The organism is Aliifodinibius sp. S!AR15-10 (assembly GCF_031569985.1).
In the GTDB taxonomy this organism is placed as follows: Bacteria; Bacteroidota; Rhodothermia; order Balneolales; family Balneolaceae; genus JAMQKA01.
Genome location: NZ_JAMQKA010000003.1, coordinates 141,440 through 160,570 on the forward strand (window position 1 = coordinate 141,440; position 19,131 = coordinate 160,570).

General features: G+C 46.3%; 12 protein-coding genes. 8 read left to right on the top strand and 4 right to left on the bottom strand.

Features of this window, described 5'->3' with window-relative positions; genetic code table 11:
- Positions 1-191 precede the first annotated feature (191 nt).
- Both NC796_RS03495 and NC796_RS03500 read left to right on the top strand, forming a co-directional pair.
- Positions 192-1,607: a glycosyl hydrolase family 28 protein gene (locus tag NC796_RS03495; RefSeq protein WP_310682182.1), complete on the top strand. Its 1,416-nt coding sequence runs from the start codon at positions 192-194 to the stop codon at positions 1,605-1,607.
- A gap of 221 nt (positions 1,608-1,828) precedes the next feature.
- On the top strand, positions 1,829-3,358 hold the full coding sequence (locus tag NC796_RS03500) for a sulfatase (RefSeq protein ID WP_310682183.1): 1,530 nt from the start codon (positions 1,829-1,831) through the stop codon (positions 3,356-3,358).
- Positions 3,359-3,500: 142 nt separating this feature from the next.
- Here NC796_RS03500 and NC796_RS03505 read toward each other — a convergent pair whose 3' ends face one another.
- The 4 genes from NC796_RS03505 to NC796_RS03515 all read right to left on the bottom strand — a co-directional run bounded on the left by NC796_RS03505 (position 3,501) and on the right by NC796_RS03515 (position 9,429).
- Positions 3,501-6,188 carry a valine--tRNA ligase gene (locus tag NC796_RS03505; RefSeq protein WP_310682184.1) on the bottom strand — a complete coding sequence of 896 codons (2,688 nt, stop codon included), beginning with the start codon at positions 6,186-6,188 and terminating at the stop codon, positions 3,501-3,503.
- Between the two features lie 162 nt (positions 6,189-6,350).
- A complete protein-coding gene (rsmB, locus tag NC796_RS03510; protein WP_310682185.1) occupies positions 6,351-7,676 on the bottom strand; it encodes a 16S rRNA (cytosine(967)-C(5))-methyltransferase RsmB in 1,326 nt (441 codons plus the stop codon).
- A 320-nt stretch (positions 7,677-7,996) separates the two neighbouring features.
- Complete coding sequence (locus NC796_RS26770) at positions 7,997-8,170, bottom strand: hypothetical protein (RefSeq protein WP_409070348.1); 174 nt, start codon at positions 8,168-8,170, stop codon at positions 7,997-7,999.
- Between the two features lie 134 nt (positions 8,171-8,304).
- Complete coding sequence (locus NC796_RS03515; protein WP_310682187.1) at positions 8,305-9,429, bottom strand: glycoside hydrolase family 76 protein; 1,125 nt, start codon at positions 9,427-9,429, stop codon at positions 8,305-8,307.
- A gap of 477 nt (positions 9,430-9,906) precedes the next feature.
- Between NC796_RS03515 and NC796_RS03520 the strand changes: the two genes are divergently transcribed.
- From NC796_RS03520 to NC796_RS03545, 6 genes are all read left to right on the top strand, one after another.
- Complete coding sequence (locus tag NC796_RS03520; RefSeq protein ID WP_310682189.1) at positions 9,907-10,539, top strand: sigma-70 family RNA polymerase sigma factor; 633 nt, start codon at positions 9,907-9,909, stop codon at positions 10,537-10,539.
- 353 nt (positions 10,540-10,892) lie between these two features.
- Complete coding sequence (locus tag NC796_RS03525; protein WP_310682191.1) at positions 10,893-11,972, top strand: FecR domain-containing protein; 1,080 nt, start codon at positions 10,893-10,895, stop codon at positions 11,970-11,972.
- A gap of 40 nt (positions 11,973-12,012) precedes the next feature.
- Positions 12,013-15,447 (top strand): SusC/RagA family TonB-linked outer membrane protein, encoded by a 3,435-nt coding sequence (locus NC796_RS03530; RefSeq protein WP_310682192.1) that lies wholly within the window; start codon positions 12,013-12,015, stop codon positions 15,445-15,447.
- 36 nt (positions 15,448-15,483) lie between these two features.
- Positions 15,484-17,367, top strand: coding sequence for a RagB/SusD family nutrient uptake outer membrane protein (locus tag NC796_RS03535; RefSeq protein ID WP_310682193.1), 1,884 nt, complete (start codon positions 15,484-15,486; stop codon positions 17,365-17,367).
- A 32-nt stretch (positions 17,368-17,399) separates the two neighbouring features.
- Complete coding sequence (locus NC796_RS03540; protein WP_310682195.1) at positions 17,400-18,107, top strand: DUF3823 domain-containing protein; 708 nt, start codon at positions 17,400-17,402, stop codon at positions 18,105-18,107.
- Positions 18,108-18,380: 273 nt separating this feature from the next.
- Positions 18,381-19,121 (top strand): ThuA domain-containing protein, encoded by a 741-nt coding sequence (locus NC796_RS03545; protein WP_310682197.1) that lies wholly within the window; start codon positions 18,381-18,383, stop codon positions 19,119-19,121.
- The last annotated feature ends 10 nt before the right edge of the window (positions 19,122-19,131 follow it).

Below are 19,131 nucleotides of genomic sequence, written 5' to 3' on the forward strand. Positions count from 1 at the left end.
AATACGCAATGACTAGAAGGGTGATTAGATAATATTAGGGATAAGTGCTTGTTATAAATTTAATTATAGCTTGTTATTTATACTGAAATATCGCAACATAACCGGTAGAACCCTTGCGTTTCGATTATTATGGTATTTCATCATCCTACCCTTTCTCCTTTAAGCGTAAATTGGTAAACACAACGAATTCTATGAAGAAAAAGTTAACCCGACGAGAGGTCTTGGGAGTAGGTGCGAAAGTTGCCTTGGGCTTTCCGTTCTTCCCCTCAATTATATCCGCCAACGCGTTACGGCGATCGAGGCAGGAATTTTGTGTGATAGATTTCGGGGCGGCTGGCGATGGGACAACGCTGGATACCCGGGCGATACAGATGGCGATAGATAAAGCAGCTGCTACAGGGGGCGGAGCACGAGTGATATTTCCCGGAGGATATCGCTTTACCACGGGCACGATAATGTTGAAAAGCAATATCGATTTTCACCTTGCTGATGATGCGGAGATTGTGATAAGTACCGATGAAAATGATTATGAAAGAGACGCTGTCCTTACCTGCCAGAACACCCGAAACCTTAAAATTTCCGGTACCGGGAATATCAATGGGCGGGCGCTAAAGTTTATGGCCAATTATGAAGAAGAAGCCCGGCGATGGAAACCGGGAAAGTGGCGTCCTCGCATGTTCCAGTTAAACACTTGCCGAGGACTGGAAATAGAAAATATATCGTTTGGTAATGCTCCATTCTGGGGACTGCACATGGTGGGGTGTGAAGATGTGCTAATTGATAATTTAACGATACGAAATCACCTGGAAGTGCCAAACTCCGACGGCATCAATCCCGATCACTGCCGGAATGTAGAGATAAAAAACTGTGACATTCGGGCAGGGGATGATAACATTGTCATTAAAACAACCCGGCAGCGGGTGGACTATGGACCGTCTGCACATATCCATGTTTATGACTGTCGTCTTCAGTCACAATCCTCCGGTATAAAAATTGGGACCGAAACGACCGATGATATCTATGACATCCTGTTTGAGCGCTGCCAGATTCGAGACAGCAATCGCGCTTGTACCATTCAATCGCGAGATGAGGGAGCAGTTTATAACATTGAATTCAGAGATATAGATTTTACCATTAGGCAAGTCCCTTCCAGTTGGTGGGGATTGGGTGAGGGGATATCGATAACCTCATTTCCACGGTCTTATAGCAGTGATGTGGGCGGTATACAAAACGTCAGGTTGATAAACATAAAAGGTTTGGCAGAAAACAGTATACGAGTGAATGGCTGCCCTGATAGCAGGATTAAGGATATTCTGCTGAATGACGTTGATATCCAGATGAAACGGCATACCAAATACAAGGGGGGCAGATTTGATAATCGTCCGACACAGCTGTATGATGAAATAGAGACGTGTGATATCCCCGGCTACAGTCTTCGATATGTCGATAATATTACATTGAGCGATTGCAGTATTCAATGGGCTCAAAATCCACGCAAGTATTACACACATGCTATCCTGGCAGAAAGTGTTACCGGGCTCAAAGTTTCCGGTTTTGAAGGTGATGCCGCACATCCCCAACACTATGACCCGGTGGTTTTGAAATAAAGAATTCCTCCCGGATGGATATATTCCTGAGATTTAGCTGCAATATCTTTTACTTGTAAACGTGTTTGCCGGGTTTTGAATCTGGTTAAAGTTATCCTCAGCTGGAAAATAACTTCTGTGCTAAATCAAGTAATCAAACAATAAGAAAGTGCATGTTTTTTAAGGAATGTTTTGATCAGCCTGTCCAAGTGTCAATTTGTTGTCTTTTCGTATGTTTATTGATGTTGAATCCAACTACCGGTAGTGGCCAGGTAGAAGCTCTTGAAACACGGCCCAACATTCTTTTCGTCATTTCTGATGACCAATCCTGGCCTCACGCGGGGGCTTACGGGCCCAGAGAAATAGCCACGCCTGCCTTTGACCGTGTCGCCAAAGACGGGGTTTTGTTTTCCAATGCATTCGCTGCGGCCCCACAATGTAGTCCCAACAGGGCGGCGATCCTCACTGGAAGAAATATTTGGCAGTTGGAGGAGGCGGGAACCCATGCCAGCAATTTCCCCAAAAAGTTCCAGGTTTTCCCTGATCTTCTGGAAAAGGCAGGGTACCAAGTAGGATATACAGGCAAGGGATGGGGACCGGGTAACTGGGAGTTTAATGGCTGGCAACGTAATCCCGTGGGAAACGAATACAGTGATAAAACAATAAGTCGAAAGCCCTTTTCATCAGTGAGCGATGTAGACTATTCCGCTAATTTCCAGGATTTCCTGGCGAATCGAGACAAAGGAAAGCCGTTCTTTTTCTGGGTTGGTGCCTATGAGCCCCATAGAACTTATGAGGAGGGAGCGGGTATTGCAGCCGGGAAAAATCCCGGGAATGTAGAGGTGCCACCATTTCTCCCGGATACTCCCGGCATCCGAAGTGACCTGTTGGATTATTATTTGGAAATTGAGTGGTTCGATGAACAGTTGGGACGGATGTTAAGTCTGCTGGAAAAAAATAGTCAACTGGATCACACCCTTGTGGTCGTCACTTCAGATAATGGCATGCCGTTCCCGAGAGCCAAAGCAAATCTATATGAGTTTGGTACCCACATACCGCTGGCTATCCGATGGCCCTCCCAAATTCCAGGCGGACGTGTAGTGGAAGACCTCGTAAGTTCCATAGATTTTTTCCCAACATTCATGGACATCGTTGGCACAGAGATACCAAAGCAAGTATCGGGTAGAAGTCTGCTGCAGATACTTTTATCGGACGAGGAAGGTATTGTTGACAGTAAAAGAGATGTAGTGCTGACTGGAAGAGAGCGCCACACACACGCAAGACCCGATAACCTGGGATATCCATCCCGTTCAATCCGTACCCAGGAATACCTGTATATCAGGAATTTCAGGCCCGATCGCTGGCCCGCCGGGAACCCAAGGCCGGAAAACAGGGACGATATGACAACAGGTGACTTCAAATCGTTTGGCCGGGGTTATGCCGATATCGATGGGTCTCCCACCAAAACCTGGATGCTTGAAAACCGGGAAGAGCCGGATGCAAAACGACTTTTTCATTTGGCATTTGAAAAACGTCCTGCTGAAGAGCTGTACAACATTCAAAAGGATTCGGCCTGCCTGAATAATTTAGCTGGTCTACCGAGACATGCTGCGGTTCAAACCGAGCTAAGTACTAAGCTGGACAGTATTCTGACCGCCCAAAATGATCCCCGCGCATTCGGCTTCCAGATTTTCGAAAGCTACCCCCGATACAGTCCGATGCGTAATTTTCCCGGGTTTAATGAGCGGGGGGCGTATAATTTTGACTTTTGAGTTAAGATGGATATCGATTGGGAAACTTCTCCTTGCCTTGCTTTTCAGCCCGTTAAGATATATTCAAAACCAATTCAAACAGAAGAGCTTATTGCACTCACAGCTCAAACCTTACGCGGGATTTAAAAAGGACTCCCAAGCCCTAACTCAGCTCACCCAAAATACCCCGAAGTTTGTCGAGATTAGTTTCCGTATCCTCCTTTTTGTCCCTTTCACGCTGAACCACATCTTCCGGTGCATTCTCAACAAATTGCTCATTATTCAGCTTTCCATTAACCGATTTCAGGAATCCTTCCAGTCGGTTGATCTCCTTCTCAATACGCTCGCGTTCTTTTTCCAGGTCAATCAAGCCTTCAAGCGGCACGAAGATTTCGGATCCTTCAACGACGGCAGAAGCCGATGCTTCCGGCTGCTCCAGGTCAACAGCCACTTCAAATGACCCAATATCCTGTAGCTTTCGGAAGATCCACTCATTCTGTTGAAAACTGTCAACCAAATCTTCATTCTTGGCTTTGATGAGCAGGGCAATGTCGGCCCGTTGAGGCACATTAAATTCGGCACGAATGTTACGAATTGATGAAATCATGCTCTGAATGCTAGCGAAAAGGGCGATATCCTCATCCTTGATAAGCTCTTCATTAGCTGCCGGCCACTGAGCAACGATGATCGCCTCGTCCTGTTTGCGTTCTCGCATTAGCTGCCAGATCTCTTCGGTGAGAAATGGCATAAAAGGATGCAGCAGCTTGAGGAGGACCTCAAAGATGCTGAGCCCACGTTCCAGTCGTTCTTTAGGTATGTTTGCTCCCTGTTCATCAGATTTTATCAGCTCGATGTACCAGTCGCAAAAGTCATCCCAGATCAGGGAGTAGATCTTTTTGAGAGCCTCGTTTATCCGGAATTTTCTGAAGTCCTCCTCAATACCTTTTATCGTGCTGTGAACTTTGGCCAGCATCCAGCGGTCAACCAGGTTGTCTTCATCAATCTTAAGCTTTGTGCTGTAATCTTGACTTTCCTCCATATTCATCGCCAGAAACCGGAAGGCGTTCCAGATTTTATTGGCAAAATTTCGCCCCTGCTCACACAGATTTTCCTCGAACAAGAGGTCGTTCCCCGCAGGAGAGGTGAACAGCATACCCACCCGGACCCCATCGGCACCATATTGGTCGATCAGATCCAGTGGATCAGGGGAATTGCCGAGCGATTTGGACATCTTGCGTCGCTGGCTGTCGCGAACGATGCCGGTGTAGTAGACATTGCTAAACGGCTTTTCTCCGCGAAATTCATATCCCGACATAATCATCCGAGCCACCCAGAAAAACATGATTTCCGGCGCGGTGACAAGATCGTTGGTCGGGTAGTAGTAGTTTATTTCTTCATTGTCGGGATTCCGAATGCCATCAAACACGGTGATAGGCCAGAGCCAGGAGGAAAACCAGGTATCCAGCACATCTACATCTTGGTGGATATCTTCTTTAGTAAGATCTCGCCCTGATTTTTCGCGAGCCTTTTCGAGAGCTTCATCCTCAGTTTTGGCAATGACATATTCTTCAGCGCCTTCCCCAAAATACCAAGCGGGTATCCGCTGGCCCCACCAGAGCTGTCGAGAGATGCACCAGTCGCGGATATTCTCCATCCAGTGGCGGTAGGAGTTCTTAAACTTGGCCGGGTGAAACTGGACATTATCATTCATTACATTTTCGAGCGCAGGTTTGGCCATCTTGTCCATGCTACAGAACCACTGCAGGGAGAGCCGCGGTTCAATAACGGTATCAGTCCGCTCAGAATACCCGATTTTGTTGCTCATCTCCTCAACCTTGACGATCCGCTCCTGCTGTTCGAGATCCTTCAGGATGCTCTTACGGGCTTCGAAGCGATCTTGCCCCACGTAAAACCGGGCATCTTCGTTTAGTGTGCCGTCCCTGTTCAGCATGTCAATGATCTCCAGCTCATGCTTTTGTCCGATCTGATAGTCATTTTCGTCGTGGGCAGGCGTAATTTTCAGGCAGCCGGTTCCATATTCCGGGTCGACGTATTCATCGGCTATAATAGGCACTTTTCGCTCTACCATGGGAATGATCGCCTGTTTTCCAATCAGATCCTGGTATCGCTCATCATCTGGATTTACACAGACTGCGGTATCAGCCAGGATCGTTTCTGGACGGGTTGTGGCAATTACGACGTTCGCATCCTCACCCGCAATATCGTATTTGACGTGATAGAGCTTGGACTGCTTCTCACGGTGAATGACCTCTTCATCCGAGAGCGCGGTCTGAGCCTCGGGATCCCAGTTAATCATCCGTTTCCCGCGGTAGATATAGCCGCGTTCATACAGTTCAATAAAACAATCAATGACCGACTCATACAGGTCATCTTCAAGTGTAAACCGGGTTCGTTCCCAGTCACAGGAAGCGCCCAGCTTTTTCAGTTGTTCCAAGATGATACCCCCATGCTCATGGGTCCAGTCCCAGGCGTGCTCAAGAAATTCCTCGCGGGTCAGGTCGGCTTTGGTGATGCCTTCTTCCCGGAGTTTATTCACCACCTTGGCCTCAGTTGCTATTGAAGCGTGATCAGTCCCGGGCACCCAGCAGGCGTTGTAGCCCTGCATACGGGCCCGCCGTACCAGCACATCCTGGATCGTATTGTTAAGCATGTGGCCCATGTGCAGGACACCCGTCACATTGGGCGGGGGAATCACGATGGTGTAGGATTCGCGTTCGTCGGGCTCGGAATGGAAAAAACCCGAGTCATTCCAAAATTTATACCATTTGTCCTCCGCTTTCGAAGGATCATATTTTTTGGGAATGTCCTGCAATGCTGGTGAAGTACTCAAAATTTGTTCGTTTTCTATTTACTGATTAATTGGAAAACCGGTAATTCCCCGGTTGATTTTCCTTATTTCAAAACGGAAAAGATAACAAAAAGGAGAGAAGGGTGTAATAAAAGGCCACAGATTTACACTGCTATTTAAAGTGTGTAAATCTGTGGCTCGGAATTAGTTTACTCTTTTTAATCGCACGCCAAAATGCCCATCGCAATTGTGCTTGTGCGGGAACGTTTGATAAGCTTTGGTTTCTTCAACAAGAACCTCGTCCGGCAGGTATCCTTCCAGGCTTTCGAGTTCAAAATTATCATGTCGTTCGAGGAAGTTGGTTACCTGCCCCCAGTTCTCCTCTTCTTCCAGGGAACAGGTGCTGTATACCAGTCGCCCGCCCGGTTTAACCATTTTTGCAGAGGAATCCAGCAGTTCTTTTTGCAGTTCAACGGCGTTTTGCAATCCCTCGAGATCGCGGCGCCAGCGAAGATCGGCTCTTTTGCTGAGTACACCCGTTCCGGTACAGGGAGCGTCCAGCAGAATGGCATCGGTTTCCGGGAGCTCGAGTTCTCGTACGTCGGCGCGTCGTACTTTGATGTTTTCAGCCTGGAATGCGAGGGCATTCTCTGCCAGTTTTTCCAGCCGGTCACCAGAGATATCAACAGCCAGAATTTCACCTTCACCATTCATCAGTCCAGACAGGAGGACGGTTTTGGTACCCGGGGCAGCACAAAAGTCGTATACCGACTCATTGGGGTTTGGATTTAAAGCAGTCGGTGCAAATCCAGCTGCAATGTCCTGAATCCAGCAAAAACCTTTTTTAATCCACCCTTTATTAATGAACGGTGCTACACTGTCAACTTCGTAATATCCCGGCAGCCAGTCACTCTCCCTGAAAGCGACATCATTCTTTTCCATCCTGAGCTTAAAATATTCGGCTTTGGTTCGCAGTGTATTTACGCGAACATAGTTGGCCGGGGGCTTGTTATTGGCCTGCATCAGCTGAAAAGCTTCTCGTTCGCCGAACCGTTTCACCCATCGTTCTACCATCCATTTGGGATGCGAAAAGGTGGTGGCAATCAGCTTGGTACGGTCTTTAAAGTTTGGTTTGGGTAGCTGATCTTTCTCTTTCTCTCGCTGCAGGTTTCTCAGGATGGCGTTTACCAAGTCTCCTGTGCGTGATCCAAGTGAATATTTGGCAATTTCAACAGATTCATTAATGGCAGCATAATCCGGGGTACTGTCCATGAAGACCATATCATAGACCCCGAGACGCAGGATGTTCTTCAGTTGCGTCTTCATTTCATCAAGACTAACATTGGCAAATTGGCTAATCAAAAAGTCGAGATAGGAGCGTCTGCGCAGGATGTTTTGCACATATTCACGTACTTCGGCACGGTCGCGCTGATCAAGATCATCAGCAGAAGAGTAATCCAGGTAATCAGTTTCATCAAATTCATTTAGTATATCAATGCTGACAGATCGTGCAGTTGCTTCAGTTTCCAAGATAGTCGCTGATTTTAAGGGTTAACTTTATCATCTATTACAAAAGAAAATGCCGCTTGTTTAGTTCGGCATTCATGGTTCCACCTGATACTGCAAAATGATTCAATTTGCTAATTGAATCTATCGGGTAATATCGACAATCGAAAATACAGCATTGCTGGTGGAGTTGCTAATCGATATGGGACTAATTAGCATTGAATTTTAAAATTTACGAGAGTTCGAACGCAAGGGATAACTTTCCCAAATTTTACAAAGCATATAGATACCGGTGTTCGTAAAGTTAATGTACGTAGCGCGACCCCGAATATTGTCACCAGCGCTTATCTCAGTGAAATCTCATGCAGCCATGTCCAGTTACGAGGTCTGCCGAGACAGTATTCGTTAAGATGACTTAACGGGGTTGTTCCATTTTGCTGAGCCGGATAGTATTCCACCTCAGTTTGATTTATCTCGTCAAGTAGCACGTTCAATCCAAGCATATTGTCCCATATCAAGTTGTACTTCTGTTAGATCGAGGTCCTCGGGGCCCAGAATTCCATCGCAATAAAACACGTAGCAGGCCGACATTTCGCCAGCATCTGTTTAATTAGTTAGGTCTTGGTCGGGTTCATCTGTAGAATAACCTCAGTTAGTTAGTTGGCGGTAGCACCTGCATAAAACCAACCGCGCTGCTGGCCTCATAGGATTGAATTTTGCCTTTTGGAGCTGGAATCGAGTAATCCCGGAACATGATGTTTCGTTCTCGATCCCTGTTTTGCCAGGCTGATTCAGCATTTTTCTGTAGCCAGGGGAGGTATTGATCCTGGCCGGTTTCTTCGATAAGCATATCCATGTAGCGCACAAAAATTACTTTTAAAACCCCCTGTTCATTCCAGTCACCTTCGGCCGGGAGAATACCGTTCTCGTCAGACATTACATTTTTGGTATAGCTGGCAGATGCGAGTGCGTCATCCAGGTATTTCTTGTTGCCGGTTTCCTTGTAAAGCATTACTGCGGCACCGATGGCTGTTCCCTGGTTGTAGGTGTAGTCTTCATAGCCGGGAGGATCATCACCAACCTTGTGATCTGCCACTCTGCCGTTATCGGTATTAAATAGATTAGCCCGAGCCCAGCCGTAGATCTTTTTCGCCTTTTCAAGATAGGACTTATCGCCGGTGATATGATGGAGGCGCATAGCCGCAATAACAGTCGGGTAGTTGATGCAGGCATTTTTGCCATTATGATCGAGCGACCAGTACATGCCACCATTTTTGGGATCATAGGAATCGCGCCAAACCCTGGCAAATCCTGATATGGATTGCTTGAGATATTTATCTTTGCCTGTAATGGTGTGTGCCCGGGCCAGGGCGATAACCCACCACATGATGTCATCGTAGATGAACCATTCCTCCTTGTTCTCCCAGTTGTAACCGGCATATTCATTGAATCCACCCTTGTGAATATCGTGGATCATTTCCTCGTACCCGGGGTCACCAGTTCGCTGGTAGGCATCCATGACAATATCCCAGAAAATGGCCTGTGTCCATATGGAACCCAGCTCTTTGTGCTCAGTAGTGCTGTAATAAAGGTTGGCCTCCTGACTGTAGAAATGTTCATTAAAGGCTTCAAATGCTTTGGTTGCATCGGATGAGGTGTATGTGACATTTGGTTTCAATTCTGAATCGGGAAAGGGATTGTTATCGGGGCTGTGAGCACCGACAAAGAGTACGATTCCAATGAAAGCTAATAGCAGGGAAGAGAGTTTATAATTCATTTTGTCTGATTATGTGTCTCAATTTGTTCAGGGTTGACCGACTTTGAATAGGGCTGGCATCAGGCTGAGCTGCAACTAAACCTGTTATCGTTAACATTCCGTCATAAAAAAATATGGCTCTGTTTTTTTATTAGCCAGTGTGCAAAGCCCATGATTGTATTCGATTTTCTGTCCAAATTTTTTAGATGTATTTTCTGTAAAAACAGCTGGCTAATCCTAAAGTAAATACTAGTAATTTACCCTTTTTTTAAAAACAACTTTTATATAACAATTCTTTGAATTAGAAGTCAATCGCCTGTGGGGTTTAATTATTGCAATAAAAGGGTTGATTATTATCTTTCTATATGTTATCGTTAACATTCGTGAGTTATATTGTTGCTCTAAAAATGGGTTGCACATTTATCACTTTTCGTTACTTGAGGGGAATTAGCATAGGGAAATATCCGGGTTGAAGGCCTGGTTAATCACAAATGGTTTATGCACAGAAAAAACGATGAATGGGTATCCTTGGACAGGGAGGATATTTGGGATGAATTTGTTAACGGAAATTATCACTGTTTTAAACCACTTTTCGAAAGCTATTTTGAAGAGATGTACGGGTATGGGATTAAGCTGTGCAACAGGCCCTCCATTGTAAAAGATGCTATTCAGGACCTCTTTAAAGCGGTGTGGGAACGGCGAGATGATCTTGACCATATCGACTCCCCGAATGTATACCTGTTTGTCTCGCTTCGCCGAAAAATTTTAAAAGCAGTCAAGCGAGAAAATAAAGCTAATGGAGACCTATCTGAAGTCAATGAAGACTCTTTTACCAGTTTTAGTATTGAAGAAATAATAATCACCGATGAGGTTAAACATAGTAATAAGAGAGAATTGAAGGAGGCCCTCAACCGGTTATCGGATCGGCAAAAAGAGGTGATCTATCTCCACTACTACAATGGTATGAGCTACGGTGAAATACAGGACATACTTTCCATAAAACGGCAATCAGTCAGAAACCATATGTACCGGGGGATGCAAACGCTCCGTGAGTTGTTGGATAATGAAATTATGAAGTTGGTCATTTCTCTCTTGGTTACGTTCCAGTTTTCAATATCCCTCTTCCTATAGTTGTAGATTGGCTTTGAGAATCTACCCCTCAAAACCAACAACAGAATACTTTGAGATAATTTTTAATACCCACTGTAATATTAGCTCAATGCTATTCTCCTGCTGAATCGTCTCCCAGTAAAATACTTGCTTTCTTTGTATTACTGTCAATAGATCGCCTGCCAAATCCCGTACTACCTGTTTACTAATGGGATAAGTGTTCTTATCACCGTATGGCTCCATATTTTCACATTTTATTGCCTGTCAAGTACATCGTCTGATTTTTTCCAAAAAAAATTGAGTACGCTCGATGTGATCGCCACTCTCCTTCAGTGAATTTTTAAGATTTCACCCAAGAATAAAGCAGTGAACTAGTGGAACAACGAAACTATACAGTTGAAGAACTGATACACAATCCATCATTCAGGAGAATGGCAAATGGCACGGCAAAACCTGATGAGATCGAGGTGTGGTCGCAGTGGATGGAGGCATCTGACCAAAACAGGGAGAAGGCAAAAAAAGCATTGTCTGAAATTGCAGGATTTGGTTTTCGCCAGGCTGATGTACCTGATTCTGATGAGGAGTGGGAGAAGTTGTTTCACAAAACGATGGGAAAGAGTAAAGGCGATACGTTAAGAACAGATCGCAAAGATTCCACCATTCGATGGGTCTACAGGATTGCAGCAATGATTTTATTAGCTGGAACTGTAGTATGGTCCCTTTACTTGCAGTCGGGTAATAGTTCTACTGGTACCCAGTTGGAGCAGATCACCCAAAAGGAAACGGTCAAAACCGGCCCGGACCAACAGAAAGCACTCACCTTTACCAGTAATTCCCGGGTGGCCAAGATTGTGCTCAACAGCAATTCTTCCATCACCTATAGTATGGGATTGATTCATGACCAACCGATTCAGGTTACGCTAAAGGGAGAGGCTTTCTTCGATGTGGAAAAAGGATTTTCGAGCGAGCAACCTGCCTTTTCAGTGACTACGCCGGATGGGGTTATTGAAGACCTGGGAACTGAGTTTCTTGTCACTGTTCAGCCAGAAGAATCACGCGTTGTTCTGCAGGAAGGTATTGTAAGGGTCCAATCGGTTGAGGGGGATAAGAGCAAAGAGTTTCAGGTTAAAAAGAATGAAATGGTAGCGTTTCGTAAGACAGGGATTGTGCGCCAGGAAACGGTTAATTCCACCTTTTATACCTCGTGGGCTACAGGTTCTATGGAATTTGATCAAACCAAAATAAGCACATTCGCCGAGTATGTTGAGAACCGTTTTTCGGTGAATGTAGAAATTTCAAATCAAGAGGTGGCCGAGATAACACTTGAGGGTGCAGTTTATTTCAAGTCGTTGGAAGGTCTGGTACGATCTGTGTCAGACATCACGAATATACCAGTCTATCAATCGGGGGATGGGGAGACGGTATATATCGGTAACATGCATAATACGAACTAAAAACAGGATAAAATTAACCAATGAACAAAGGGATACGATCATGATTAGCTTCAGAATGCATCACCTTAAATATGTCTTTCTCATTGTCGGAATTTGTCTGCTTAGCAGGGTAGGGCAGGCACAGACATTGGGATCGCTTTACACCCCGTCTGAGAAAAATACGCTGAGTATTGAGCAGGGAACGGAACTCAGCAACGCACTTAAGCTACTGGAACAGCGGTTCAATGTTGTGTTCTTGTATAGAACCGATGCCATGCAGGGCCACAAGGTTTCGGCCAGGCAAGAGTTGCCAAAGAATAATATAGAAGAAGCTTTAACCATGTTGCTGGAAGGGCAGGGGTTAAAGTTCAAATACCTGAATCCGAAAACATATGGAATTTTCCGGGAACAGAATCAAGCACCTCAAAAGGAAAAGATTACCATTGAACAGGTTTCTGGACAGGTGACAGATGCGAGTAGCGATGAACCGTTACCTGGGGTTAATATTGCCGTTAAGGGGACCACTACCGGTACATCCACAAATGCCGATGGTTCCTACCAAATTAATGCTCCTTCGCTTCAGGACACGCTGGTCTTCTCCTTTATTGGGTTCCAGACGCAAGAAGTTCCGATCAATGGGCGTACACAACTGAATATTGCATTGCAACCCCAGACCATAGCTGGTGAGGAGCTTGTTGTGGTAGGATACGGTACGCAGGAAAAAGGGTCTATCACCGGTTCAATTTCAAGTGTGGGTTCAGAAGAACTTGGCAAGGTAAAGGGGGGAGCAACCGTAAGTACTACCCTGGCCGGCAAAGTTTCAGGATTATCGTTTCGGCAGGCGGAAGGTCGCCCGGGGTCAAGCGCTAATATCGAGATTCGTAATATGGGGACACCGCTCTATGTAATTGATGGTATCGTAAAGGATGAAGGTCAGTTCAACAACCTCTCTTCAAGCGATATTGAAAGTATCTCCGTATTAAAAGATGCCTCCGCTTCAGCTATCTACGGGTCACGTGCTGCAAACGGCGTGGTTGTAGTGGAAACAAAGCGGGGAAGCCTCAACTCAGCTCCTACGGTAGGTGTGGACACCTACTACGGATTCCAGCGGATGACGCGTTTCCCGAATGATGTGCTGGATAGTGGATTTGAGTATAATCGTGCCAGAGCTCGTGCCGAAATTAACAGCTATGGCAATACCAGTATCACCCAGGAAGAGCTCGACAAGTGGCAAGCGGGAACGGAATATGGCTACCAGAGCTATGACTGGGCAGATATTATTTACCGGGATTATGCCCCGAAGTACCAAGCCAATGTCAATGTTTCAGGTGGTAGTGAAAACACCAACTACTATTTCTCTGTCACTCGTTTTGACCAGGATGCGGTCTGCAAGCAATACAACTTCAACCGCACCAACCTACAGGCGAATGTGGATACACGTGTAGGAGCGGGGTTACAAGTTGGTTTCGATATTAACGGCCGGGTTGAATCACGGAGGCGACCCGGGATCCCTGGTTTTGATGATTACTGGTTGCCCCGGTTTTCCGTTATGCGCAACCGTCCCACCTATGGACCCTATGCGAACGACAACCCGAACTACCTGAATGATATAGGTCACACGCAGACCAATGCTGGTCTTTGGAACTATGAGACCTCCGGAAAATGGTCGAACGACTGGCGTGCGGTGCAGGCCAACGTTCATGCCGATTATGATTTCCCGATTGAAGGGTTGGAAGGTCGCGTAAACTATTCGTACTACTATGCTACCAACCTGTTGAACAATCACGAGTTCACCTATGATGCATATACTTATGACCCCAGTACTGATACCTATAATCGTACCGGTGGAAGTACCAACCCGTGGCAGGAACGCGGACAGGACCTGATTACAGAGGATAACGTCCAGGTTCAGCTGAATTATAATAATTCGTTTGGAGATCATAATGTTGCTGCTACCGCAGTCTCGGAGTGGTTCCAGCGGGATGAAAGTCTTACGTGGGAACACAACGTCCCACCCGTTAATGAGCTGGATATCATCCAGTATGAAGATATGGATACATATGACCACTCGATAAATGAAGAGGCCCGTATCGGGTATGTAGGTCGCCTGAACTATAATTATGATAATAAGTATTACCTGGAGTTTGCCGGTCGATATGACGCCTCATGGAAATGGCCGCCCAATAAGCGATGGGGCTTTTTCCCTTCAGGTTCAGTGGGATGGAGAATTACCGAAGAGCCATTCTTCCAGGATCTGGTCGGTGAGGATATCTTAACCAATCTTAAGTTCAGAGCCTCTTATGGGGTGCTGGGTGATGACGAGGTGGCTATCGGTAATTATGCTTATGTAGCAGGGTATAATTACGCTACAGGTACCTTTATTAATGATGGTTCAGCTGTGACCACTTCCGCTGACCGGGGACTCCCTATTACCAATATCACTTGGTTTACAAGTGAAATGACCGATATCGGGGCTGATTTTGAATTTCTCGGCGGCACCATTGAGGGTAGTTTGGATTATTTCTATCGCAAGCGTGATGGATTGCTTGCCGCACGAAATGATGTGCTATTACCCGCCGAGCTGGGCTACGGTATTCCCCCGGAAAACCTTGAAAGCGATGCCCAAATGGGAGGCGAGTTAGCACTCACATACAATGGCAATAGCGGAGAAGTAAACTACAGCATATTTGGGAATGTAAACTACTCCCGGCACAAGACCCTGGAGCGATACCGGCCCCGCTATGGTAACTCCTGGGATAAATATCGTTCTGCCAGCGAAAACCGGTGGAGCGGCATATTCTGGGGCTATCAAGTGACGGGACAGTTCCAGTCGCAAGAACAGATTAACAATTACGATGTTAACATTGATGGAGAGGGTAATACTACGCTGCTGCCCGGCGATTTTATCTACAAAGATGTCAACGGAGACGGCGTAATTAACGGATACGACGAACGCCCGATAGGGTACAATACAGGTCAACCTCCTTCATTGTATGGTGGGTTTGGTTTCTCAGCGAATTGGAAAGGCTTCGACCTGACAGCCAACTTCTCCTTTGGCGGTATGTACTCTTACAACCGAAACTGGGAAGCCCGCTGGCCATTCCAGAACAACGGGAACCTCCTGAAATCTTTCCAGGACGCGTGGCACCGGGCCGATGTGTTTGATCCTAACAGTGAGTGGATTTCAGGTAAATATCCTGCACTCCGCTACAATCAACCCGGCCACAGTAATTATAACAAGAATTCTACGTACTGGTTGATCAATATACGATACCTTCGCCTGAGAACGCTGCAACTGGGATACAACTTGCCGACAGAGTGGGCCAACAAACTTGCCATGAAGCGGGCCAGGGTCTATGTCAATACCTATAACCTGTTCTCCATTGATAACCTGAAGAATAAGGCCAGTTTCCTTGATCCCGAGGTAGCCGATGAAAACGGTCTGCAATATCCACAGATGAAAACATTGAACATCGGTGTCAACCTGACCTTTTGATCAACCGTAATTTGTAATTCTTAAAGATTTCTGATCATGAAAACGTATAATATTTTAATATTGAGTGTGATACTGGCTGTGAGCCTCATCAGTTGTGATCATGACAACTTTTTGAGCCGTAGCCCGCAAGATGTACTGCTTGAAGATCAGGTATGGTCCAATCCCGACCTTGTGCGGTCGAACCTTGCCAGCCTGTATGACAACAAACCTGATTATCAGGAGCTGGAGCAGTACTGGAACTTTACCGATTTTGATGAAGCATTCCCTTCCAGGAATGGAGACTACTGGAGAGTGCGGAGACAAAACTACGATTATGGTGCCTGGGAATATTGGGATTATGGCTATGTCCATAACATCAATCTCTTCCTAACACGTGCCGAGAACGCCGATGAGCTGGATCCAGCGGACAAGAGCCAATTCATTGCTGAGGCCAGGTTTTTACGTGCCAACGTCTATTTTGAGATGGTAAAACGTATGGGTGGGGTGCCGCTTTTAACTGATACGCTCAGTTACGAGGTCGGTGAAGATCCTGCACCATTGTACACCCCAAGGGCTGCAGAAGCAGAAGTCTACGACTTCATTATCTCTGAAATAGATGCGATAGCTTCTGATCTGCCGACAGATCCCACGATTAAGTCCACGGCTACTTGGGGAGCTGCACTGGCTATTAAATCCCGGGCTGCACTTTATGCCGGGTCTATTGCCCGTTATGGTGCAAACACTCCGTCGGTTTCCTTATCCAATGGCGTAGTGGGCATTCCTGAAGGCCGTGCAGAGGGATATTACCAAACGGCCCTGGATGCGGCAACCGAACTGATCGAAAGCGGCCGGTATTCATTGTATATGAGAAATCCCAATGACCTTTCCGCTAATTTCAACGACCTGTTCCAAGACAAACAGGACAACCCGGAAGTGATCTGGGCCCAGGATTATTTGCTGCAAAGTGAAACTCACCAGTTCACGGTTAACAGTCAGCCCAAATCGTTAACCGAGGAGGGCGCTGTTGCCGGTTTCATTAACCCGACGTTAAACCTGGTACAAGAATTTGAACTGCTCGATAACACTTTTGCTCCCTTGCCAAACCGGGATTCCAATGGTGATCTTATTGCGTACGAAGACAAGAGTGAAATATTTGCCAACCGGGATGCGCGTCTGGCCGGCACGGTGATGCTGCCCGGTTCTCAGTTCAAGGGCCAGGACCTGGACATCTGGGCTGGTGTCATGGAGTCGGATGGAACCATCACCACAGGTGACCAATTCGGCCAGCAGAAAATGCTGCCGGGCGAATCCGAACCTGAGCAGGTCGTAGGCTTTGATGGTCCTATTGATCAGCTGGAGCTGGGTACGCAGACCGGTTTCTATATTCGCAAGTATCTCGATCCCGCACCGGCAGCCGGACGTATCGGTACCGGTAGCGATGTATGGTGGATTCACTATCGTCTCGGTGAAATTTACCTCAATGCTGCTGAAGCGGCCTTTGAGCTTGGTGATAACGACCTGGCGGCCGACTACATCAATGAGGTTCGCCAGCGAGCTGGATTTACCGACGACCTGGACCCCGGCGAAATCACCTTTGACAGGATTGTGCACGAACGCAAGGTAGAGCTCGCGTTCGAAGGTCACCAGCTGTGGGACTACAAACGCTGGCGCATCGCCCACCAGGTATGGAATGGAGCTCCTCTTGACATAGATGCTGACACTCCTGGTGATGCCACTGCACCCAGTGCTGGCCCTATTGGACTCTGGCCGTACAAAATTCATGATCCCGGGGGAGCAGACGACGGCCATTGGGTATTCGTGGAACGGGTTCCCAGCGTTGTGACAAACCCGGTCACATTCAGATTGGGCAATTACTACTCGCGGATTAATGCCGGTGTTTTGTCCAGCAATCCTGAATTAGTCCAGAATCCTAATCAGTAAGAATTTCCATGCAAAACTCAAAGGTGATAACAATGAAGATTCAACACATAGTATGGTTACTGCCGGTGGTTCTGTTTACGGCATGTAGCCTCAATAACTACGACAACTACGACGAGCCGGAATCCACACTGGAAGGCGCTTTTCTCCATAACGGAGATTCTGTGCGGGTGAGCTATAACAACGTAACATTTGAATTGTGGCAGGGAGGCTTTGGCGCGGAATCGCCGATCAACGTTACAGTTGACCAAAACGGTTCCTATTCAGCTGTGCTGTTCGATGGGGAATACCGGCTGGTGATTCCACCGGGGCAGGGTCCCTTCATCGGTAGTGGCATAGGAGAAGGTGGGTCCGATACCCTGCAAGTTCAATTGAAGGGTGATCAAAAGCTGGATATCCAGATTACACCCTATTTTATGATTCGAAATCCAGAATTTTCTACTTCGGGTCGAACTGTGTCAGCGAACTTTGCCGTCGAGCAAATCGTAACCGGTGCAAATGCGCAAAATGTTGAGTTTGTACAACTTTATGTAAGCAAAACAAACTATGTAGATACGCGCACCAGTATCGGCACAACGACCATGAACAGTGGAGACATCAACGATATGAGCGACATCAACCTGAGTGTGGATGTGCCCGCTATGACGCCGACACAGGATTATGTTTTTGCTCGGGTAGGGGTAAAAACCACTGCCGTGGAGGACATGATCTTTTCACAGATACAGAAAATGCAGATAAATTAATATACCTGGGGGCGGGTGAAATGATAGATTCAAGATTTACAATCGAATTACGATTTTCCGAGTTATTAACGAGCTTGCTGGAGTCACATAGACTCCAAGCATAGAACCCTCCCCCTTCTATAGTGGGGAATGATCATTCCCCACTATTATTCTTGCCCAACAGTTATTTACAACTTCGATTTGGGCTTTCAATAAAAAATGATGTATAAAATAGATACCCACACATTTCAAGGGTGCAATATTTCAATGATACAACTATAAAAAAGGGTAACAATGTCATTTAATTCTATACTCAAACCGATTCAAAGATATGTTCTGCCCATTGTAATAATTGGATTTATAGCAATTCCAGTAATGGGACAAACGAGCTCCACAAGTAATGTGCTAATTGTTGGAGGAGGCAGTGCTCACGATTTTGACCGCTGGTTTAACCTCGAGGATTCCAAGATTATTGCAGAAACAGGGGCTTTTGTACGCTATACAGATCAACCGGAGAATGTCGGGCCGCTGTTGCCTCAGCTCGATATACTTTATTTGAGCAACAACCAACCTCTTCCTAATACGAAAGAATTTAGGAATTCGATGTTTAATTTTGTGGAATCGGGTAACGGATTGTTGCTGGTTCACGCCCCTACTTGGTACAATTGGAGCGACTGGCCGGAATACAACCGGGAATTGGTCGGAGGTGGTACGAGGAGTCATGAAGAATATGGTGAATTTGAAGTTGAGGTCGTAGCAACTGACCATCCCATCATGAAATCGGTACCTAGTTCATTTAGCATTGTAGATGAGCTGTACCATTTCCAGCCTGATGATTCCGCCAAAGAGATCAATGTGCTGGCGAAGGGTATTGTGCCTGGAAATGGGGAAGAATATCCCATTGCCTGGACACTAAAGCATGGAGATGGGCGAATTGTAGCGATTACGCTGGGACATGATGCAAAAGCGCACTATCACTACGCTTATCGTACCATTTTGAAAAATAGCATTGAATGGCTCAACGCCAACAACTAATCACAGGGAT